The organism is Pararobbsia alpina, from assembly GCF_965118125.1.
GTDB lineage: Bacteria > Pseudomonadota > Gammaproteobacteria > Burkholderiales > Burkholderiaceae > Pararobbsia > Pararobbsia alpina_A.
On record NZ_OZ221288.1, the window covers coordinates 1,638,246 to 1,658,486 of the forward strand.

Genomic DNA, 20,241 nt, shown 5'->3' on the forward strand with positions numbered 1-20,241 from the left:
GTCCTTTAGAAAAATGTGATGTCTTCAGACGTCGCCGCAACGGCTTGCACTGCTTTCTTGTGGCCGCCGCTATGAACGACGCGTTCGCTGGCCATGGCGTAGGTACGTTCAAGTTCGCTGAGCAGACCTTGCGCCTCGAGCGGCTCAATCGTTCCGTTCAGGCAGGCATCCGCATGTTCCTGAACGACCTCCGGCAAGCGATTGATGTTGTCGCGCACGTGGGAGAGGATCTGACTCACGCGGTCCTGGAATTGCAACTGAACGATGGCTTCGTTGACTTCGCTCTGGATGTCGCGGCTTTCCACACGTAGGATTTCGGCCGATTGCGCCAGCGACTGCGTGAGGCTGCTGAATTCGTCGAGCACACCCCGGATGCGTGCCTCCGAGTCGTTCAGGATGCGGCCTTCATGCTCGCTGCTCGCGTCGGCTGCCTTGCGCGTTTCGTCGATCGCCGTGCGAATCGCCGCGATCTTTGCGGCAATCAGTCGACCGGTATCGCTCGACATGCCCGACAGGGCACGCACTTCGTGGGCAACCTGCGCGAAGCCACGACCCGAGTTGCCAGCGTGCGCGGCCTCGATGGTTGCGTTGATGGCGAGCAGATTGGTCTGGTGTGCGATGCGCGATACGCCGTCCGCCATTTCCTGCAGCTCGCCGACGATGGACTGCAGGCTCTGAACCTTGGCGAGCAGTTGCGCCTTCTCTTCCATGGCTTCACGCAAGGAGGCCACGACGGACTGCAGTTGTTCCGAACTCGCGTCGAAGACGGCTTGTGCGGCGGCATCGCCTGATACACCGTGCTCACCATCCGTCTGGCTCAGCGTGTGGCCGAGCTTTCCGACGATCGTGGCAAAGCGCACCGTGATTGCCGTGATGGCCTCTTCCATTTGCGATCGAGATGACTCGATATGGGCTGACCATACCGGCGCAAGCGATGCGCTGAAATCGCGGCTGCTTGTCGCAAGTTCCAGATAGGCGTTGTCGGACTCGCGCTCACGCTGCCGGGCACGTCGTGCACCTGCGGCGCCCAGCACAAACAACAACAGCGCACCCATGCAGCCGGGCAGATCCGCTCTCGACACACCGACGCTGATCAGTCCACCTAGTGATCCTAGGGAAAAAACGAATAAAGCTTGCCGCGAAAGGTTCGAACGTTTAGCCATATGTGTTCCGCAGAGGCCCCACGCCAAACGGCGTGCGACGTTCAAATGCGGCTCAAGTTAGAGAGGTCGCTCCTTGACAGTGGTTGCTGTAACGGCGTGGTCGATGTCTTCTTTAGTTGTCTGAACTACCGGTCAAACGTGCCGAATCAGGCAGTTCGCAGAGCACGGACAAAAGAAGCGCGGAAGATGTCTTGAGATTTCAGCGATGTACATTACCCATCACCAACGTCAATTGACGTCATCACAATTGTGAATGACGTGAATCTAAACAGCAGGAGAGGACAGACTCTGGATAGCCGTCGTCGTTCGAACGCGCGTTTTTAGCAAATCGTTTTGTGCGCTTTGACGCCCGGAGAATCGACTTCGCGTCGCGTCGTCTTCGGCGACTTCATCGAAAAAAATTTCGGTGATTGGACGAGATAAACACAGGCCTCGTCGTCACGCATACCAATGTGACGGCGGGCACTCAAGAATCATCTGTTGAATGTCGTTATAGGGGGAGGCCTCGCGGAATCCGCCTCCCCGATCGAACCCTTTTGTGCCCCGGTTCGAGGTGCTGCTTCTGAAAGACCGAGCAGCGTGCGACGTTACGGCCGCGCGGCGGGGGCACTCGTCGGCGAGGCCGCAAGTCGGGGCCTCGGTCGAAACGCAAGCAGGAGGCCAGCGCCAATCAATGCCACGACTGCCAGCGTCAACATGCCCGCTGACGGTCCGGCCCAGCGTTCTGCCGCGGCCTTCAGGTTCGGCGCGACAAAGCCGCCAAGATTGCCGATCGAATTGATCAACGCGATGCCACCTGCGGCGGCAAGGCCGGCGAGGTAACCCGAGGGCAGCGTCCAGAACAAGGGTTGTACGGAGACGAAGCCAATCGCTGCGACGCAAAACGCGGCGACTGCGGCAGGCAGCGTAGCGGCCTGTGTCGATGCAGCGATACCCAGGGCTGCCAGTGTCAGCATGGCGGCTGCCCATATCCGATGGCGCCCGGTCCGGTCGGCGAGCCGCGTCACGATAAACGTCCCGACAATCGCCGCGACCCATGGAATGGCAGAGATCAGACCGACCTTCGTACCCACATGCCCGCCCGCCACCGCTGCGATACGCGTCGGCAAATAGAACACCACGCCGTACACCGCGATCTGCATCACGAAGTAGATCAGGCAGCACATCAACACGCGACCATCGCATAGCGCAGCGGTGACGGAAACGGGGCCATGTGCGCGTTTCTGAGCGTCTTCGGCACGCACCGCCGCGACCAACGCCTCGCGCTCGTCGTCAGCCAGCCAACTCGCCTTGGCAGGACCGTCGGTCAGATAAAACCACGCGATCACGCCCACCACCGATGCAGCGAGCCCTTCGACCACGAAAAGCCACTGCCACGGTAACAGATTGAACGGATTGGTCGTATCGAGCAGCAAGCCCGAAACAGGGCTGCCGAGCATCAGCGCAAGCGGAAAGCCGAAGTAGAACGCGCCGACCGTCTGCGAGCGGATCGACGACGGAAACCAGTTCGTCAGATACAGGATGATGCCGGGAAAGAAGCCAGCTTCGGCGAGGCCAAGCAGCACGCGTTGAAGGTAAAACCCGCTCGCGTCATGCACGAATGCCGTACATGCCGACACGATGCCCCACGTGATCATGATGCGACTGATCCAGGCCCGGGCGCCGAATCGATGCATCAGCAGATTGCTCGGCACCTCGAAGATCGCGTAGCCGACGAAGAACACACCCGCACCGAACGCGAAGGCCGCGTCGCTCAAGCCCGTGTCTGCCTGCAGCACGTTCTTCGCAAATCCGACGTTTGCCCGGTCGAGAAACGCCAGCAAGTACATCAGGATCAGGAAGGGCAGGATTCTGACGCGTGCCGTGCCGATCGCCCGCTGCAAAGCGGACCCGTCGTGGGTTGCCATACGGTGTCTCCGATATTTTTGTTCGTGCGCTGCCTCGGGTATCAGCGTCGCGCGCGCGTTCGCGAAGACACAGTGTGCAAAAGTATGAGGTAACTGACTATTGAATAATTGGTATCAGCCGATTCCGAATTGTTATTGCACGGGGGAAATGCCCCGCCATGGCCCATCAATTCCGTATCACCGCCTCCCCCGCTGCATTGCACAATCGTTGACATTTGCTAACCTACGGACTAACCCCGATGCAAAAAAGTATCGGACCGGGGTTTCAATTTCAGTAGCGACCGATACTTTCTATCGCTAAATTTTGTACATGGCGGGGCACATCGTGTTTCGCGAGAACAACCATAACGGGGCCTGGAGAGAGGCAAATGCACACAGTTCCAAACGGAGCGACATGTCAGTGCGGCAAGTGTCCGGAGTGCCGCAAGGCGCGCGCGGACGCACACCGCGCGAGCATCCAGCCCGATCTGGAGCTGGTGGCCGTACCGCGCGACGAGTCGTATAAGGTCTGGTCGCACGGCTATCCGTACCGTACGGTGCGCTGGCACTTTCACCCCGAGTTCGAAATCCAGCTGATCACGGCCACCACCGGCAAATATTTTGTCGGCGACTACATCGGCGACTTCACGCCCGGCAACCTCGTGATGGTCGGATCGAACCTGCCGCACAACTGGGTCAGCAATGTGCCGACCGGCGAACGGGTCGACGAGCGTTGCCTCGTCGTGCAGTTCGACACTGAATTCCTGACACGCGCGATCGACGTGTTCCCCGAACTCAAGCGGGTCGAAACGCTGCTCGACGCGTCGAGCTGGGGTGTGCTGTTTTCAACGAAAACCGGCGCCGCTGCCGAGCCGATCATGCGCGAGATGCTCGTCGCGCAAGGCATCCGGCGCATCACGCTGTTCCTGTCGCTCATCGACTTGCTCGTGCGCAGCGCTGCGCCGATCAAACTGGCAAGCGCCGCGTATCGCGCGGACCCGGCTCACTATGCCGAGTCACGCATCAATCACGTGCTGTCCTATATCGGCCGGAACCTGTCGAAGGAACTTCGCGAATCCGAACTCGCCGAACTCGCAGGACAAAGCGCCAGCGCGTTCTCGCGCTACTTCCGCCGCCATACCGGCGTGCCGTTCGTTCAATACGTCAACCGGCTGCGCATCAACCTCGCCTGCCAGTTGCTGATGGCGGGCGAACTCAGCATCACCGACATCTGTTACCAGGTCGGATTCAATAACCTGTCCAACTTCAATCGCCAGTTTCTCGCACTGAAAGGCACTTCGCCGTCGCGATGGCGCGCCGACCAGCAACTCAACATGACGAGCGCAAGCGTCTCGTCTGACGACGATGCGGCCGATGCCACGCACGCACAGGAAGCGTTCGGATAAACGCTGACTCTTGACCCACCTACCCGCTGACGCGATGTGGCAGGACACACCGCGCTGGAGAAGCTCGCCCTGACGTTTTGAGCGGCCTTTGCGCACGCTCCGCTCATGGCGCCTGAATTTGAACGCGGCCTGGATTGGACCCGCGTCAACAACGAGCCTCGCACGAGGCTCACAAACGGCGGCGAAAGCGCCGATATTTTCTAAAAACGGAGACAAACGATGACTCGTCTTTCCCACACTCTGATCGCCGCCAGCACATTGAGCCTCGGCATGATGAGCGCTACGGCAGCCTTCGCCGCAGCGAGCGGCACGGTGGCCTTCCTGATGCCCGACCAGGCATCGACGCGCTACGAACAACACGACTTCCCGGGCTTCAAGGCGGAAATGGCCAAGCTGTGCCCCGACTGCAAGGTGCTGTACCAGAACGCCAACGCCGATGCGTCACAGCAGCAGCAACAGTTCAATTCGGTCATCGCCCAGGGCGCGAAGGTCATCGTCCTCGACCCGGTCGATTCGACAGCCGCAGCCTCGCTCGTTCATATGGCGCAGGGCCAGGGCGTCAAGGTCATCGCCTATGACCGCCCGGTGCCGTCGACGCCCGCCGACTACTACGTGTCGTTCGACAACGAAGGCATCGGCAAGTCCATCGCGCAGTCGCTCGTCGAGCACATGAAGGACATGAAAATCCCGACGGACAAGGGTGGTGTGCTTGAAGTCAACGGCTCGCCGACCGACGCGGCAGCAGGACTGATCAAGAACGGCATCCATGCCGGCCTGCAAGGCAGCGGCTACAAGACGCTTGCCGAGTTCGACACACCCGAATGGGCACCGCCGAAGGCGCAGCAATGGGTCAGCGGTCAGATCACGCGCTTCGGCTCGCAAATCGTCGGCGTGGTCGCCGCCAATGACGGCACGGGTGGCGGCGCTATCGCAGCCTTCAAGGCAGCGGGCGTGAATCCCGTTCCGCCGGTCACGGGCAACGATGCAACGACCGCCGCTCTCCAACTGATCATCGCGGGCGATCAGTACAACACGATTCTGAAGCCGAGCGAAGTCGTTGCGGCAGCCGCGGCGAAGGTGGCAGTCGGCTTCCTGTCGGGCCAGGCACCGAAGGCGGAAACGACGCTGTTCAAGACGCCGTCGCAACTCTTCAAGCCCGCCGTGATCACGCAGAAGAACATCAAGGCCGAAGTCATCGACAAGGGCTTTGCAAGTGGCAAGGACCTCTGCACGGGCCGCTACGCCGACGGCTGCAAGACGCTGGGCATTTCGAACTGATCTCGCGCGTGTGAGTGTGTGCGATTGAGCGTTTGGGATCCGGCGCTGGCCGGGTCCCGCTTTACTTGAAGAGGTATCCGTCAAATGACTGACAACTCCACATCACGAACCCGGTCGGGCGAGCCCGTACTGAGCTTGCGCGGCATTTCGAAACACTTCGGAGCGGTGTCGGCGCTGACGGACATCGAACTCGATGTGCACGCCGGCGAAGTCGTCGCACTCGTTGGCGACAACGGCGCGGGCAAGTCGACGCTCGTCAAGGTGCTGGCGGGCGTGCATCAACCCAGCAGCGGCACGATCCGCTTTGCGGGCAAAGAAGTCACGTTGTCCGATCCGGGCACGGCGCTCGACCTCGGTATCGCGACCGTGTTCCAGGATCTCGCGCTCTGCGAAAACCTCGATGTCGTCGCGAACATCTTCCTGGGTCGCGAACTCCGGCCCACGCGTCTCGACGAAGTCACGATGGAAGTGCGCGCCTGGACGCTGCTCAACGAGTTATCGGCGCGTATCCCCAACGTGCGCGACGTGGTCGCCTCGTTGTCGGGCGGCCAGCGCCAGACGGTCGCGATCGCGCGCTCGCTGCTGCTCGACCCGAAGCTGATCATGCTCGACGAGCCGACCGCCGCACTCGGCGTCGCGCAAACCGCGGAAGTGCTGAACCTGATCGAGCGCGTTCGCGATCGCGGGCACGCCGTGATCATGATCAGCCACAACATGGAAGACGTGCGCGCCGTGGCGGATCGCATCGTCGTGCTGCGCCTTGGCCGGAACAACGGGGTGTTCTATCCCGACTCGTCCAACCAGGAACTCGTGGCCGCCATTACCGGCGCCACCGAAAACGCCGTGTCGCGTCGAGCGAATCGCCGCCAGGCTGAACAAAGCGCCTGACCAAAGGAACCATCATGATGAACGAAGCGCATGGCGCCCCTCAAGGCTCCTCGGGCAACGCCTCAGGCGGCCCCTCTTCCAGCTCTCCCAACCCTTCCAGCGGCGCTCAACGCGACACGCAAGGCAACGCACAGCCGTCGACGCAGCTCGACCGCAGCGATGTTCGCGTCAAACACTCGGCCGGGGTCGGCGATTCGATCTCTGCGTTTATCGGTCGCGTGAAATCGGGCGACCTCGGCTCGCTGCCGGTCGTCGTCGGCCTGGTCATCATCTGGACGGTGTTCACCGTTCTGAACCCCGTATTTCTGTCCGCCAACAATCTGGTCAACCTGCTGTTCGATTGCTCGACAGTGGGCGTGATCTCGCTTGGCATCGTCTGCGTGCTGCTTGTCGGCGAGATCGATCTGTCGGTTGGTTCGATGAGCGGTTTTGCGTCCGCACTCGTAGGGACGCTCTGGGTCAATAGCGGCTGGCCTGTGCTGCTCGCGATTCTCTTTGCGATCGTCGTCGGCGCCGTCGTTGGCGCGGTCTATGCGCTGTTGCTGACCAAGCTCGGCATGCCGAGTTTTGTTGCGACGCTCGCAGGTCTGCTCGCCATCCTCGGCATGCAGCTCTACGTACTCGGCTCGACGGGTTCGATCAACCTGCCGTATGGCGCGGCCCTGGTGAACCTCGGGCAATTGATGATCATTCCCGCGGTCGTGTCGTACATCCTCGCGTTGCTACCGGGCTTGATCATCCTGCTGTCGGGGATTCGCACCGGACAGCGTCGTCGTGCGGTCAATCTGTCGGCGGCGTCGCTGGGCAGCATCGTGGTGCGCGCGCTTGTGTTGACGGTATTCCTCGAAGTCGTCGTCGCGTACCTGAATCAAGGGCGCGGTGTGCCGCTAATGTTCGGCCTGTTTCTCGGCCTCGCAGTGGCGATGAACTACGCATTGACGAAGACCCGCTGGGGCCGTTCGATGAACGCAGTCGGCGGTAATCATGAAGCCGCGCGCCGCGCCGGCATCAAGGTCAATGCGATCTACACGAGTGCATTCGTGCTCTGCGCAAGCTTCGCTGCGCTTGGCGGCGTGTTGACCGCTGCGCGACTGGCGTCGGCCAGCCAGCAAGCCGGTACGGGCGACGTCAACCTCAACGCGATCGCGGCGGCCGTGATCGGCGGCACCTCGCTCTTCGGCGGTCGCGGCAGTGCGTATTCGGCGGTGCTCGGGATCATCGTGATCCAGTCGATCGCAAGCGGCCTCACGCTGCTGAACCTCTCGTCGTCGCTGCGTTTCATGATCACCGGCGCGGTGCTCGCGATTGCCGTCATTGTCGACTCGCTCGCGCGGCGTTCACGCGTGTCGCACGGTCGCGCTTAATCCCAGCTATTCAGGAGCAGTCAGTGAGTGAATCAATGGAAGGAAAGGTTGCCGCGATCACCGGCGCCGCATCGGGTATCGGTCTCGAATGCGCGCGTACGCTGATTGCGGAAGGCGCAAAGGTAGTGCTCGTCGATCGCGCGAAAGACAGACTCGCGCAACTTTGCGCGGAGTTGGGACCGAACGCGTTCCCGCTTGCCGTGGATCTGCTGCAGCCGTCAGAAGTCGCGACCTTGCTGCCGCGCATTCTTGAACTCGCGGGCGGCCTCGATATTTTCCATGCGAACGCCGGCGCATATATCGGCGGCGATGTCACGGAGGGCAATCCCGATGAATGGGATCGCGTGCTGAACCTCAACGTCAACGCGGCGTTTCGTTCGGTGCGCGCGGTGATTCCGCATATGGTCGCGCAGAAATCAGGCGACATCATCTTCACGAGTTCGATTGCGGGTATCGTGCCGGTCGTATGGGAGCCGATCTACACGGCATCGAAGTTCGCGGTGCAGGCCTTCGTGCATACGACGCGGCGCCAGCTGTCGAAGCACGGTGTGCGCGTGGGCGCCGTGTGTCCGGGACCCGTCGTGACTGCGCTGCTCGATGACTGGCCCAAGGCTAAGATGGATGAAGCGCTTGCATCGGGCAGCCTGATGCAACCCAAGGAAGTCGCGGATTCGGTACTCTTCATGCTCACGCGTCCGCGCAATGTGACCATTCGCGATCTCGTCCTCCTTCCGAACAACGTCGATCTTTGATCGATGGTCGGCATGAGGAGGGCGTCGCGGCTGTGACGCCCTCCTTTTTCGTCATTGAACTGCACTCGCTATGACTTCTGAACATCCGAGCGCCGGCGCATCCGGCAACGCGCGATATGTGATCGGCGTCGACGTAGGCACGGGCAGCGCCCGAGCCGGCGTCTTCGATCTGGTCGGCCGCATGGTCGGTTCGGCAAAACGTGACATCACCCTCTTTCATGCCGCGGGCTCGATCGTCGAACAATCGAGCAGCGAGATCTGGCGCGCGGTCTGCGAGTCGGTGCGGGACGCGCTTGCGCAGGCATCCGTGTCGCCCGACCAGATCGCGGGAATCGGTTTCGACGCGACGTGCTCGCTCGTCGTGCTTGGCGAAGGCGGACAGTCCTTGCCCGTAGGCCCCTCGGAAGAAGCCGAACGCGACATCATTGTCTGGATGGACCATCGCGCCGTCGACCAGGCCGAACGCATCAATGCGACCGGCCACGAGGTGCTCAAGTACGTCGGCGGCAAGATCTCGCCGGAAATGGAAACGCCCAAGCTGCTCTGGCTGCTTGAGAACCGGCCCAAGGTGTTCGAAGCCGCATGGCAATTCTTCGACCTGACCGACTTTCTCACCTGGCGGTCAACGGGCGATTTGTCGCGATCGACGTGTACGGTCACGTGCAAATGGACCTATCTCGCGCATGAGCGCCGCTGGGACGAGGACTACTTCCGTACCGTTGGCCTTGGCGTGCTGGCCGATGAAGGCTTCGCACGGATCGGCGACAAGGTGGTCGATCCGGGCACCCCGCTCGGCAATGGACTCACCGCAGCCGCGGCGGCCGAGCTTGGGCTGCGCGCCGGCACGCCGGTCGCCACCGGTGTGATCGACGCGCATGCGGGCGGTATCGGCACCGTTGGCGCCGATGGTCAGGCCGAGGCGAACCTGGCCTACGTGTTCGGCACCTCGTCGTGCACGATGACGACAACCCAGGCGCCGGTGTTCGTGCCGGGAGTCTGGGGGCCGTATTTCTCGGCGATGGTGCCCGACGCGTGGCTCAATGAAGGCGGGCAATCCGTCGCGGGCGCTGCGATCGAACGGCTGCTCTCGATGCACCCGGCGACGGCTGAAGCGCATGTGCAGGCGGAGCGCCTCGGGTTGTCGTTGCCTTCAATGCTGGCCGATCTGGCTGCCAAGGGCGCCAATGATCTGTCGAGCTCGGTGCTGCTCGCCAAAGGCCTGCATATCGTTCCTGAGTTCCTGGGCAATCGTGCGCCGTTGGCCGACCCGCATGCGCGCGCGGTGATCGCGGGGCTGGGCATGGAGAGCGACCTGGTGAGTCTCGTTGCGCTGTATATCGCGGGGATTTGCAGCATCGGCTATGGATTGCGCCAGATCATCGAGACGCAAGACAAGGCCGGCGCGCCGATTCGGCGCATCGTCATCAGTGGTGGCGCCGGACGCTCGGACCTCGTGCGGCAACTGCTCGCCGATGCGACGGGCAAGCCCGTGCTAGCGATTCAGGCTGAAGAGCCCGTGCTGCTTGGCGCGGCAATGCTCGGTGGCGTCGCGGGCGGTCAGTTTGGCGATGTACGCTCAGCGATGGGCGCGATGTCCCAGATCGCCGAGACCTATAAGCCGAGCGCAGGTGCGGTTGCCGAACTGCACGACAAGCGCTTTAGTGCGTTCAAGCAGTTGCAAAGCCTGGCGCGGGAGATTCGTTAGGCTCTTGCGCGGAGTTTCGGCTTCTCAGGTCGGCGAATCCCAGAACTGTGCCGGACGGGTGAACACACTGCCCGAAGCACGAAAGCAAGCGCCCGGGAGATCCGGGCGCGGTCGTTTGCGGTCGTGTTCGACTCAGGCTACCGGGAGCGTCAGTCGAAAAACAGCGCCGCGAGGCGTGTTGTCCTGCACCTCGAGCGTACCGCCATGCGCATTCAGAATAGAGCGGCAAATCGACAGCCCCATCCCCATGCCACGTTCCTTCGTGGTGTAAAACGCCTCGAAGACGCGTGAGGCATTCTCGGGGGCAACACCGGGACCCGTGTCGCCGACGGACACGACGACGGAAGCGTTCTCCGCGGCGTGCGTCGTCACCGTCAGCATGCGGGGGCCCGAGGCAGTATCGGCCATCGCTTCGAAACCGTTAAGAATGAGGTTCAGGAACACTTGCTGAAGCTGTACGCGGTCGCACCGGACCAGCGGTAACTGCCGCTCAAGCATCACTTTCACGGATACACCGACCCGCTCGGCTTCGCCGCGTGTCATCGCAATGACCTCTTCCAGCGCGGCATTCAATGCCACGGGCTCTTTCTCCGTCGGTGCGTTCTTGACGAGTCGACGCACCCGCTCCGTGATTTCGCCGGCTCGGTTCGCCGTCTCACTGATCCGCTCAAATGCCTTGCTGGCCTCTTCAATGTTCGGAGTGGGCATCGACAACCAGCGCAATCCCGCGGCCGCGTTGGTGGAGCATGCCGAGATCGGTTGCCGGATCTCGTGGCTGATGGTCGCAACCAGTTGCCCCAAAGTGGAAACCCGGTTCGCGTGGGCCAGCGATGCGTGCGCATCCTGATACCGCCGTTCGCTCTCCCGCGCCTCGGACTCTGCCCGCTTGCGCGCCGTGAGATCCAGCACAAAAGCGACGCCCTGATTTCCGCCGTCTTCGAACATGGCCGCGCCGAACAACACGGGCACCTTGCTGCCGTCCTTTCGGAAGTATTCTTTTTCTCGCGGTTCCAGACGTCCTGTTTGCCTGAGCTCGGGAATCCAGCGTTCCCATTCGAGCTCAAACCATTCAGGCGGATTCAGTTCGACCCATCCGATGCGGGCCGCCGTGAACTCTTCCCGCTCGTATCCGAGGGTTTCGATGAATGCGTCGTTGGCCTCGAGAATGCGCCCGTCGAAGTCCCAAATGAAAATACCGATGATGTCGGCATCGACAAGGCGGCGGATTTTCGTCTCGCGTTCCTCGAGCTGTCGATTGAGCGTGGCGATCGCGCGCAGGTCGGCCTGAAGGACGTCTCGCCATTGAAGCAACAGACGCAAATACACGTTGCTGTAGTCGTTGCGCTCGCTATCGAGTACGCAGATGGTCCCGAAGATCTCGCCGTCGGGCCAACTGATGGGAACACCCAGATAGGAAATCATCCCGAGCTTGATATCCGGGTTCGAATTCCAGTCGGTGTCGACAAGGGCATCGGCGACATGCAAGGGCCGCCGGGTCTTCATCACGGTTTCGCAGTAGAGACCCGTGTTCAGCGATGCCTTTTCTGCGGGCTCATAGGGATTTCCCGTAGATTCACTGCAAACGAAGACCTCGATGCTCGGGGGCTCGACGCGCATGATCAGCGCTGCAGGGACGTGCATGATCGCGGCAAGCAGATCCACGATCTCCTGCCACTTCCGGATGACCTCGGCAGGTACCGGAACCGGCTTCAGCGCGGTCATCTCTGTCGTCACTGTCGACATAGGATCAATCCCAAAGAATCAACACCCACGTTGCGATACGGCCTGATTGCGACGATGCGATTCTACGCGCGTTGGCGCCTGGACAATATGTGCTGCAGCCCGGACGGATATCCTGGCGATTGCCCACATTCTGGCTTATGAAAGCAATGTGTAACTTCGCGTGAAGCTCACTGCGATGTACGACTTGTAGTGTGGCTTGCGGTGCGTCGGATGGTGCGTCTAGCGGTGCAGATCGTGCAGCGTATCGAGCTTGAAGCGGTACGTCTTGCGGTACGTCTTGTTGGCTCATCGCATTGCAGCGATGAGCCAACGGGTCGAGTGCTCAATAAAACGCTTCAGCCCCGAAATTATTCGGTTTTGTTTCGGCTTTATTTCGGCTTCTTCAGTGCATCAGCGATGCGTCGTCTTGCGTCCGTCCGATATCTCAGGCGGCATTCCGCTGTATGGCCTCGCCGAGCTCGACGTTGGAATACGCTTTACCGCCAATACCCCATGTGCCGTCGACCGCATACGTGACATTGACGAAGGTGCGCTCTCGGGAATGCGTGTCCGCGCTGAGCTCATCAATGATATTGGTCGCCGCCGTGACGAAGGCCTGCTTGACTTCGTCGTTCGGGAACGTGGCCGCCGGCACTTTGACTTCAATGACGGCCAACGACTGGGACTTTCCCCCAACGTAGCTTCGCGACTCCGGGCTCACGATCACGTGACCAATGACGTTGGGCACCATGAACCGGTTGTCGCTCAGGCCATGCGCGCGCAGCAACGCGTCGGCTAGCAGGGGAAGGACTTCGCGCTCGCCTTGCGCAGTCAGAAGTCCCTGGGTGACATGAACTGAAATAGGCATTGAAATAACTCCTTCATCTAAGGGTTTAGTCGAAGCAGAACTCTTGCGCCATCATCACGGTCACGATATAACGATCGTGATGTCGCGATGGTTTCATAACGATCGTGATGTCGTCAAGCACAAAATAACGATCGTTATATTAAGAGGTGCGCATGGCACATCCGGCCGGGAAGAAAGAAGAAAGCAAGGCAAAGATTCTCGCGAGCGCGGGCCGAGGGTTCCGCAGTCTAGGCTTTGGCGGCTCAGGGGTCGACGGTCTGGCGAAGGACGCCGATGTGACATCGGGTGCGTTCTACGCGCATTTCAAGTCGAAGGCCGTTGCCTTTCGTGAGGCGGTCGTGGTCGGACTCGAGGACCTGCGGCACGGCATCGAGCAGACCATCCAGCAAAAGGGCAGCCAGTGGCGTGAGGCGTTTATCGACTTCTATATGGGCGATCGCCGCACCTGCGATCTTGCCGACAGTTGCGCGGTGCAGAGCCTCTCAAGCGAAGTGGCCCGCGCCGACGAGGAAACGCGGCAAGCGTATGAACGCGAGTTGAACGAAATCATTGCGGCGCTGGCATCTGGTTTGGAAGGCAAACCCAAGGCGCGGCGCGAAGAAGCCACCGCATTGCTTGCGATGCTCGTTGGCGGCGTCACCCTGGCTCGAGCCGTGAACGACCCTGCGGTCAGCGAGCAGATCGGCGCAGCAGTCCGCAAGGCCGCGATTGAGATGGGGGCGAAGCGGACGCCTTGATAGACGGTACTTGCGCGATTTTCGACGGACAAGGAAAATCTCGCTCGATATCCTCTGGCGCTGGTGCGATCGTCTCCTCACGGCACTCCGTTCGCAGGACCTCCAGGTACCTTCATGATTCGAAACATTCAAATCGATGGATTCAAGTCCATCGTGTCGCAGTCGCTGGAACTGGGACGGGTCAATTGCTTCATCGGTGCCAACGGGGTCGGCAAGAGCAACGTCCTCGAGGCGATCGGCGTGCTAGGCGCTGCCGCGAATGGCCGGGTGGACGACGAAGCGCTGCTCCGACGCGGCGTGCGCCCTGGCGTTCCGAGGCTCTACAAGAGTTCGTTCGAGTCGGCGCACGTACCCGCGCATATCGGCCTGTCGGCGCAAAGCGAGAGCGGTGCGGTTTATCGCGTGTCACTGCTCAATCCGCTCGAGAACCCCGAACCCGCGTGGACGTTCAAGACCGAGCGCCTTGCGGACTTGACCGACGAGATCGTTTCGGATGGGGTTCGCAATCGCCTGAACCTCACACCCACGGCAGGGCTGGCCGCCTTGAAGCTCGTCGAGGTGAATTCAGAGAGCGCAGCAGCATTGCTCATGCACCGCCTGCAGAACTTCGCAATTTATTCGCCGAATACCCCGACGCTGCGCGCCATGGTCGGAGATCCGCAATCGCGCAATCCCGTCGGACTCGCTGGAGGCGGACTGGCCGAAGGATTCGCGGAGTTCAGAAGGTCGGTGCTCGACCATGATGATGATTTGCTCGATAGCGTTTTCGAGTTGATCGATTGGGTCGCCGACATCCAGACTGCGACATCCGCGGGTTCGCTCTTGTCACCGTCGGTCGCCCGTACCAAAGATGTGTTGCGGTTCACAGATCGGTTCATGCAGAAGAGTCGAAACACGCTGACCGCCTACGACGCAAGCGAAGGCGCGCTATATGTGTTGTTCTGCGCGATTCTTTGCCTGTCCCCGCACGCGCCGCGCGTGTTCGCTATCGACAACCTGGATCAGGCGCTCAATCCACGGCTCGTCGGTCGACTGACGGCCAAGCTCTCCGCGTGGTTGGAACGGAGCGAAACAAAACGTCAGTTGGTATTCACGGCCCACAATCCGGCGGTTCTCGATGGACTCGATCTGAACGACGCTGAGGTTCGACTGTTTGCCGTCGAACGTAACAGCGATGGGCACACTGTCGTTCGTCGAATCGAGCTGACGGATGAGCTCAAGACATTGAGCGAATCGTATCCCTTGTCGCGGCTGTGGCTGATGGGCAACCTGGGGGCAGTACCCAATGTCTGATCTTCGTATCGGATTGGTCGCCGAAGGTCCGACTGACTTCCAGGTGATTGAGGGCGCACTGAAGGCAATATTGCGTCGACCTTTTGTGATCAATCTTCTGCAACCCGAACCCACGCGGCCAGACCTCGGTTGCGGCTGGGGCGGTGTGTTCAAGTGGTGCCGCGAGTTCCGTCAGCGTGGTGCGGCGACGATTGAGTCGGATCCGACGCTGAGCAACTTCGACATGGTGATTGTGCATCTCGACGCCGATGTCGCCGACAAACGCTACTTGGACTACGGCGAAGCGTTCGGCGACGTGGCACGCAATCTGATGCCGCTCCCATGCGCTCAACCGTGCCCCCCGGCAAACAACACAGTGGCAGCGCTTGAGGCGGTCCTATGTAGCTGGATGGGCATCGCGACGACGGGCCCCAAGAGTCTTTTCTGCGTTCCTTCAAAGGCGGTTGAGTCTTGGCTGGCTGCAGCCGTCTTGGCTGACGGACATCCATTGCTTGCAGGTATCGAGTGCCGAATGGACCTCGATACCCAATTGGCCTCACAGCCCAAAGCCACGCGCATCCGAAAGTCGGTACGTGAGTATCGATCAAGGACGGCTGAGGTGACGGCTCAATGGGGCCGCGTCAAGGCACGCTGTACGCAGGCTATAGAGTTTGAGAAGCGCGTCTGCACAGCCGTCGAGTCTCATGGCGAGGGATTCGCCTCCGATCTTATGTCGCTGAGGTAAAGGCGCAAAGCACGCAGTTTGCCTCCACGGCCTCTATGAACACACAGCGCAAAAAGTCCCGTCTGGCCGGCGCACTTGGCGTGTTCGTCCAGAAATACGCGCGCAAGGCCGCAAATGGCGATCCGAACGACAGGCAATACGACCGAAAGCTCGCAAAGCGCCTGAGGCACATGGCGCCGGAGGATCTTTCGAGGCTGCTCACGGAAGAAATCGATGAGATCAATCGTGACGCCGATCGAGAGTCTTAGCGGGTCTCAGTATTTCCGGTATCGCTGGCCTAGACGCCTCCATCGCAACGCACCCCCGATCTCGCGGAGTCTCGCGGAAATGAACGGATTTCGAGGAATTCGCTTATTCATGCGCGTTTATTAATCCATTTCGATTCCGATTACCCGATTCCGAGTCCATCAGTACCTAGACTATCGCTTTCGCACGCTGCCATGATCTCGCACAGCGCGTCGAAAACGAGTCGGATACGAGGGGGGACCGGCGCGCGGTGTGGGCGATAGACATAGATCGTCGAAGGCTCCGGGCGCAACTCTTCGAGAATCGATACAAGCCGGCCTTCGCGAATCAAAGGTAGCGCCAAGTGTCCCGGCAATTGCCCGATGCCGATCCCCGCGACAACAGCTTCGCATTCGGTTTCCGGATCGTCCGTGACGAACACGGGGTTGGGCGGTACGACCTGGCTGTCGCCCTTGAACATCCAGGGCCATGGACGCCCGGTATTTCGGTCGATTAACAGGGTCAGCGGCGCCTGCAGCAGATCGTCGCGAGTCGCAGGCGCCCCCGTACTCTTCAGCATTCCCGGCGCTGCGACGAAATATAACGACGCCTTTGACATTGCGCGCGCGACGAACCGACTGTCGCGCATCGGACCGATACGTACGCCAATATCGATTTGCTCGTCGACCACATCTGCAAGTACTTCCGATGCGCGCACGTCTATCGTCAGGCCGGGGTGCTTCGCAATGATTGGCGCCAGCCCGCGTGCGACGAATCGCCGCCCAAGTGCCGTCGGCGTCGCAATACGCACGGAGCCCGCGTATTCTTCACCCTCACTCTGCGCATCGAAGGCAAAGATAGTGTCGATGCCCGCAATCGCTTCCGCACTTCGAGTCGCCAGTCGTTCGCCGAAGTCCGTGAGGCGAACGCCGCGCGTGCTGCGATGGAACAGCGGCTCTCCGATCTCTTCCTCGAGCTGCTTGACGACCCGCGTGATGACCTGAGGCGAGACGCCAAGCTTGATCGCAGCCTCTCGAAAGTTAGCGCTCTCGGACGCGACACAAAACACACGCAATGCTTCGAAGCGATTCATTGAGCCGCCCCGCATAACGGGTTCCATTCACGGGAATTCACAAATCGCACGGGGTCCATATACCGGTGTCGGGTTAATCGTCAGACTTCGGCTCGTCAATGCGACGTTCCTGTCGCGAGCAAGCGGTCGAGCGCCACGCAGTATCGCAAAGATCTGCGACACAGGTGCGCAAGCTCGTGCGTGTGCAGCGATAGGCATCCCCCTTCCAAGCCTTTTTTGCAGGTCACTTCCATGCCTTCAATTCTGATGATCCTGACAAGCGCCACGTCGTGGACACAACTCGATGGATCGCAACGCCCCACCGGCTTCTGGGCCGAAGAGTTTGTCGCTCCGCATGAAGTCTTCTCCGCGTCCGGCGCGGATATCGCCATTGCGACACCGTATGGCGGCCCCGCGGTTGTCGATGCGCTGAGCCTCTCTGTTGAGGTCAACCATGGAGACAGCGCCAAGGTCGCCGCGCTCTCGGCTTATCTGGAGAAACACGCAGCGGCACTCCAGGCGCCGCAGTCGCTCGCTAACATTCATCTATCCGAATTCGACGCCGTCTTCGTTCCGGGCGGCCATGGTCCGATGCAGGATCTCGCTGTGAACGAACGCGTCGGGCTCATTCTCGCTGCCGCGCTGGCAGACCCCGAGAAGGTGGTGGGGGCGGTATGTCACGGCCAGGCGAGCTTCCTTTCCGCGGGCAATGCCTCTGGCTCGGTGTTCAGAAACCGTCGGCTTACCGCATTTACGGACGACGAAGAGACACAGGTCGGTCTCGCAGCAAACGCGCCGTGGCTGCTCGAAACACGGCTGCGTGCAGCGGGCGCAGTGTTCGAAGCCGGAGCGCCCTGGTCTCCGCATGTGGTTGTCGATGGCAATCTGGTGACCGGCCAAAACCCGGCGTCGGCAGCGGCTGCCGCAAAGGCGGTCCTGACTGCGCTCGAAGCGCGCGTTGAGGCGCGGTAGGTGGCGTACGCGGCGCACGTGGTTGATCGACTTCTATCTCGGGGATCGCCGCACCTGTGAGCTGGCAATACGGAACCGAGTCACGTTTGTCCGTCTCGTTTCGTTTCGGCGTCCGGGGAGCGTTCGGCCGTCGACGGACTGATATCGCTCAGCGCCTCAATCGCTGCATCGACCGTCGCAAAGATCTCGCGGCGCACGCCGATCTCACTGAGCGCTTTATAGCGTTCAATTTCATGCCGTACGCCCGTCGCCAGCGCGACGGCGACAATACCCACGCCGCGCTTGTTCAGCTCGCCCCCGAGCTGAACGAGGGTCTTGCCGGCGGTGTAGTCAATGTTGTTGATCTCCGATGCGTCGATCACCACCCAGCGCAGCGGCGGATTCGTCTCGTTGACAAGCCTGAGGACTTCTCCCGTAAAGCGGCTGGTGTTCGCATAGAAGAGGTCCGCTTCGAACCGGTACACGACGATGCCCGGAGCCGCGAGCAAGTTGGGCGCGACGCGATGCGCAAACCAGCGCCCACCGGGGCTGCGCGTCATCACGCGCGTTCGCAGGCGATAGCTATGCTGCGCGTGCGCGATCAGCGACAGCACCACGGCGGCGAGAATTCCGTGCATCACGTCGACGAACACAACGACCAGCGCTGTGACGAGTGCGACGACGAACTCATCCTTCTGCACCTGAAACAGCTCGGTCATGCCTTTCGCGTCGATCAGCTTCACGCCGATCATGAAAACGATCGCCGACAAGACAGCAGACGGCAGAAGACTGAGCGGCTTCGTGAGGAATAGAAGCACGAGCAGTACGATGACCGCGGTTGTCAGATGCGCAAGCTGGGTGCGCCCACCCGCGTCGTCAACCATCTCGGTCTTGGTCGGGCTGCCGTTCACCACGAAGGTGCCCGTGAACGCGGCGGCCGCGTTCGCTGCAGCGAGCCCGATGATGTCGGCATTGTCGTCGCCCTTCTCGTTGTAGCGATTGGCATACGCGCGCGCCGTCGCCGCACTTTGCGCGATGATGACGATAAAGCATGACGCAGCTGTCGCCAGCACCTGGTTCATCTGGCTCATATGTAACGGCGGCACGAACAATGATGGAAGACCACCCGGCACTTCGCCTGTCACCGCAATACCGCGCCCGGCAAAATCAAACACCCCGCTTGCCACAATCGAACCGATAACGGCAATCAGCGCACCAGGCGCGCGAGGCGTCAGACGTTTGCAACCGATGATCACAACGAGAACAGCCAGTGAAAGCATCGTCGTCGGATAGTGAGCCCCGCCGATGCGTTCGAACGCCGACACAATCTGCATCACGGGGCCGTGCCCCTGTTTTGCGAGGCCGAACAGCCCGGCGAGCTCGCCCGCCGCCACCTGGATGCCCACGCCGGTCAAAAAGCCGATCAAAGCACTGCGAGACAAGAAGTCGGCAAGAAATCCAAGGCGGAAAATGCGTGCAATCACGAGCATCACGGCGACCATCAAGGCCACCGTACTGGTCAGGGCGACATAATCCTTGCTCCCCAGGGCGGCGACGGCCGTCAATGTCCCGGCCAGGATCGCTGCCGTCGCGGAGTCTGCGGCCACCACCAGTTGCCGCGATGCACCGAAGATCACAAACGCCAGTAGCGGCAGCAGAATCGTGTAGAGACCCGTGACGGTGGGTGTCCCTGCGATTTTCGTGTATCCCATCACCTCGGGGATGCCGAGCGCTGCCAATGTGATCCCGGCAATGACGTCATGAGGCAATTGCGCGAGATTGAGCGGCAACAAGCCTTGCAGCAGGGGCATCCGATGCGGATGCGACGTCGTTGGCGCTGCAGGTTTCATGTCGCGGTCTCCACGGATTTTGTGAGCTTTGTGGTGAGCGCATTCGCGACGGTGCCGTCAGCGATCGCGACATTGGATGTACCCGCGTGCTCCCACTGCCATGTACACACGCTCGCGCTTTTTGTGCCCTACGTCAAGCGCACGGCACACAAATAATCATACCGTTTATCCGGTTAATGAACGCGACCGGTGCGCCGGTCGAATTTACACTGGGTGGTTGCCACTGGATTTCGATCAATACTTGCACAGTCCTTCGCAAGTCGATGACTCCAGATTGTTCGCGATTGAGACGACGTAACCCTTCAAGGCGTCCGGTGCTCTGACGATGGCCTCATTTGCGGCGATAGCGAGTCTTTA

The 20,241-nt window shown here is 60.9% G+C and carries 16 protein-coding genes; 10 read left to right on the top strand and 6 right to left on the bottom strand.

What is annotated here, in order from left to right; translation table 11 throughout:
• Positions 1–5 precede the first annotated feature (5 nt).
• Positions 6–1,055 (bottom strand): methyl-accepting chemotaxis protein, encoded by a 1,050-nt coding sequence (locus ACMFWR_RS25455; protein ID WP_413195154.1) that lies wholly within the window; start codon positions 1,053–1,055, stop codon positions 6–8.
• Positions 1,056–1,750: 695 nt separating this feature from the next.
• Entirely contained in the window at positions 1,751–3,070 is a 1,320-nt protein-coding gene (locus tag ACMFWR_RS25460) for an MFS transporter (RefSeq protein WP_413195155.1), read from the bottom strand.
• A gap of 455 nt (positions 3,071–3,525) precedes the next feature.
• On the opposite strand from ACMFWR_RS25460, the gene ACMFWR_RS25465 reads away from it, so the two are divergent.
• From ACMFWR_RS25465 to ACMFWR_RS25490, 6 genes are all read left to right on the top strand, one after another.
• Positions 3,526–4,455, top strand: a complete 930-nt coding sequence (locus ACMFWR_RS25465) for an AraC family transcriptional regulator (RefSeq protein WP_413197346.1) — start codon at positions 3,526–3,528, stop codon at positions 4,453–4,455.
• Between the two features lie 219 nt (positions 4,456–4,674).
• Positions 4,675–5,733 carry a sugar ABC transporter substrate-binding protein gene (locus tag ACMFWR_RS25470; protein WP_413195156.1) on the top strand — a complete coding sequence of 353 codons (1,059 nt, stop codon included), beginning with the start codon at positions 4,675–4,677 and terminating at the stop codon, positions 5,731–5,733.
• 84 nt (positions 5,734–5,817) lie between these two features.
• Positions 5,818–6,621: an ATP-binding cassette domain-containing protein gene (locus ACMFWR_RS25475; RefSeq protein ID WP_413195157.1), complete on the top strand. Its 804-nt coding sequence runs from the start codon at positions 5,818–5,820 to the stop codon at positions 6,619–6,621.
• A 14-nt stretch (positions 6,622–6,635) separates the two neighbouring features.
• On the top strand, positions 6,636–7,985 hold the full coding sequence (locus ACMFWR_RS25480) for a sugar ABC transporter permease (RefSeq protein WP_413195158.1): 1,350 nt from the start codon (positions 6,636–6,638) through the stop codon (positions 7,983–7,985).
• Between the two features lie 23 nt (positions 7,986–8,008).
• Positions 8,009–8,737 (top strand): SDR family oxidoreductase, encoded by a 729-nt coding sequence (locus ACMFWR_RS25485; protein ID WP_413195159.1) that lies wholly within the window; start codon positions 8,009–8,011, stop codon positions 8,735–8,737.
• A 70-nt stretch (positions 8,738–8,807) separates the two neighbouring features.
• Positions 8,808–10,442 carry an FGGY-family carbohydrate kinase gene (locus ACMFWR_RS25490; RefSeq protein WP_413195160.1) on the top strand — a complete coding sequence of 545 codons (1,635 nt, stop codon included), beginning with the start codon at positions 8,808–8,810 and terminating at the stop codon, positions 10,440–10,442.
• Between the two features lie 132 nt (positions 10,443–10,574).
• Here ACMFWR_RS25490 and ACMFWR_RS25495 read toward each other — a convergent pair whose 3' ends face one another.
• Complete coding sequence (locus ACMFWR_RS25495; protein ID WP_413195161.1) at positions 10,575–12,185, bottom strand: ATP-binding protein; 1,611 nt, start codon at positions 12,183–12,185, stop codon at positions 10,575–10,577.
• 424 nt (positions 12,186–12,609) lie between these two features.
• Positions 12,610–13,032: a tautomerase family protein gene (locus tag ACMFWR_RS25500; RefSeq protein ID WP_413195162.1), complete on the bottom strand. Its 423-nt coding sequence runs from the start codon at positions 13,030–13,032 to the stop codon at positions 12,610–12,612.
• A gap of 152 nt (positions 13,033–13,184) precedes the next feature.
• Here ACMFWR_RS25500 and ACMFWR_RS25505 point away from each other — a divergent pair, with 152 nt between their 5' ends.
• The 3 genes from ACMFWR_RS25505 to ACMFWR_RS25515 all read left to right on the top strand — a co-directional run bounded on the left by ACMFWR_RS25505 (position 13,185) and on the right by ACMFWR_RS25515 (position 15,786).
• Positions 13,185–13,769 carry a TetR/AcrR family transcriptional regulator gene (locus ACMFWR_RS25505; protein ID WP_413195163.1) on the top strand — a complete coding sequence of 195 codons (585 nt, stop codon included), beginning with the start codon at positions 13,185–13,187 and terminating at the stop codon, positions 13,767–13,769.
• A 114-nt stretch (positions 13,770–13,883) separates the two neighbouring features.
• Positions 13,884–15,062, top strand: coding sequence for an AAA family ATPase (locus ACMFWR_RS25510; RefSeq protein ID WP_413195164.1), 1,179 nt, complete (start codon positions 13,884–13,886; stop codon positions 15,060–15,062).
• Positions 15,055–15,786: a hypothetical protein gene (locus tag ACMFWR_RS25515; RefSeq protein WP_413195165.1), complete on the top strand. Its 732-nt coding sequence runs from the start codon at positions 15,055–15,057 to the stop codon at positions 15,784–15,786. Before ACMFWR_RS25510 ends, ACMFWR_RS25515 begins: the two co-directional genes overlap by 8 nt.
• A 388-nt stretch (positions 15,787–16,174) precedes the next feature.
• Here the strand turns inward: ACMFWR_RS25515 and ACMFWR_RS25520 are convergent, their stop codons facing one another.
• On the bottom strand, positions 16,175–17,104 hold the full coding sequence (locus ACMFWR_RS25520) for a LysR family transcriptional regulator (protein WP_413195166.1): 930 nt from the start codon (positions 17,102–17,104) through the stop codon (positions 16,175–16,177).
• Positions 17,105–17,335: 231 nt separating this feature from the next.
• On the opposite strand from ACMFWR_RS25520, the gene ACMFWR_RS25525 reads away from it, so the two are divergent.
• Positions 17,336–18,055: a type 1 glutamine amidotransferase domain-containing protein gene (locus ACMFWR_RS25525; protein WP_413195167.1), complete on the top strand. Its 720-nt coding sequence runs from the start codon at positions 17,336–17,338 to the stop codon at positions 18,053–18,055.
• Between the two features lie 80 nt (positions 18,056–18,135).
• Here the strand turns inward: ACMFWR_RS25525 and ACMFWR_RS25530 are convergent, their stop codons facing one another.
• A complete protein-coding gene (locus ACMFWR_RS25530) occupies positions 18,136–19,884 on the bottom strand; it encodes a SulP family inorganic anion transporter (protein ID WP_413195168.1) in 1,749 nt (582 codons plus the stop codon).
• Positions 19,885–20,241 lie beyond the last annotated feature (357 nt).

Excerpts from the sequence above, each read along its gene's own strand:
- ACMFWR_RS25495 (WP_413195161.1), bottom strand. The coding sequence starts at position 12,185 with ATGTCGACAGTGACGACAGAGATGACCGCGCTGAAGCCGGTTCCGGTA.
- ACMFWR_RS25520 (WP_413195166.1), bottom strand. The coding sequence starts at position 17,104 with ATGAATCGCTTCGAAGCATTGCGTGTGTTTTGTGTCGCGTCCGAGAGC.
- ACMFWR_RS25515 (WP_413195165.1), top strand. The coding sequence starts at position 15,055 with ATGTCTGATCTTCGTATCGGATTGGTCGCCGAAGGTCCGACTGACTTC.
- ACMFWR_RS25480 (WP_413195158.1), top strand. The coding sequence starts at position 6,636 with ATGATGAACGAAGCGCATGGCGCCCCTCAAGGCTCCTCGGGCAACGCC.
- ACMFWR_RS25500 (WP_413195162.1), bottom strand. The coding sequence starts at position 13,032 with ATGCCTATTTCAGTTCATGTCACCCAGGGACTTCTGACTGCGCAAGGC.
- ACMFWR_RS25470 (WP_413195156.1), top strand. The coding sequence starts at position 4,675 with ATGACTCGTCTTTCCCACACTCTGATCGCCGCCAGCACATTGAGCCTC.
- ACMFWR_RS25475 (WP_413195157.1), top strand. The coding sequence starts at position 5,818 with ATGACTGACAACTCCACATCACGAACCCGGTCGGGCGAGCCCGTACTG.
- ACMFWR_RS25525 (WP_413195167.1), top strand. The coding sequence starts at position 17,336 with ATGCCTTCAATTCTGATGATCCTGACAAGCGCCACGTCGTGGACACAA.
- ACMFWR_RS25490 (WP_413195160.1), top strand. The coding sequence starts at position 8,808 with ATGACTTCTGAACATCCGAGCGCCGGCGCATCCGGCAACGCGCGATAT.
- ACMFWR_RS25455 (WP_413195154.1), bottom strand. The coding sequence starts at position 1,055 with ATGGGTGCGCTGTTGTTGTTTGTGCTGGGCGCCGCAGGTGCACGACGT.
- ACMFWR_RS25460 (WP_413195155.1), bottom strand. The coding sequence starts at position 3,070 with ATGGCAACCCACGACGGGTCCGCTTTGCAGCGGGCGATCGGCACGGCA.
- ACMFWR_RS25505 (WP_413195163.1), top strand. The coding sequence starts at position 13,185 with ATGGCACATCCGGCCGGGAAGAAAGAAGAAAGCAAGGCAAAGATTCTC.
- ACMFWR_RS25530 (WP_413195168.1), bottom strand. The coding sequence starts at position 19,884 with ATGAAACCTGCAGCGCCAACGACGTCGCATCCGCATCGGATGCCCCTG.
- ACMFWR_RS25510 (WP_413195164.1), top strand. The coding sequence starts at position 13,884 with ATGATTCGAAACATTCAAATCGATGGATTCAAGTCCATCGTGTCGCAG.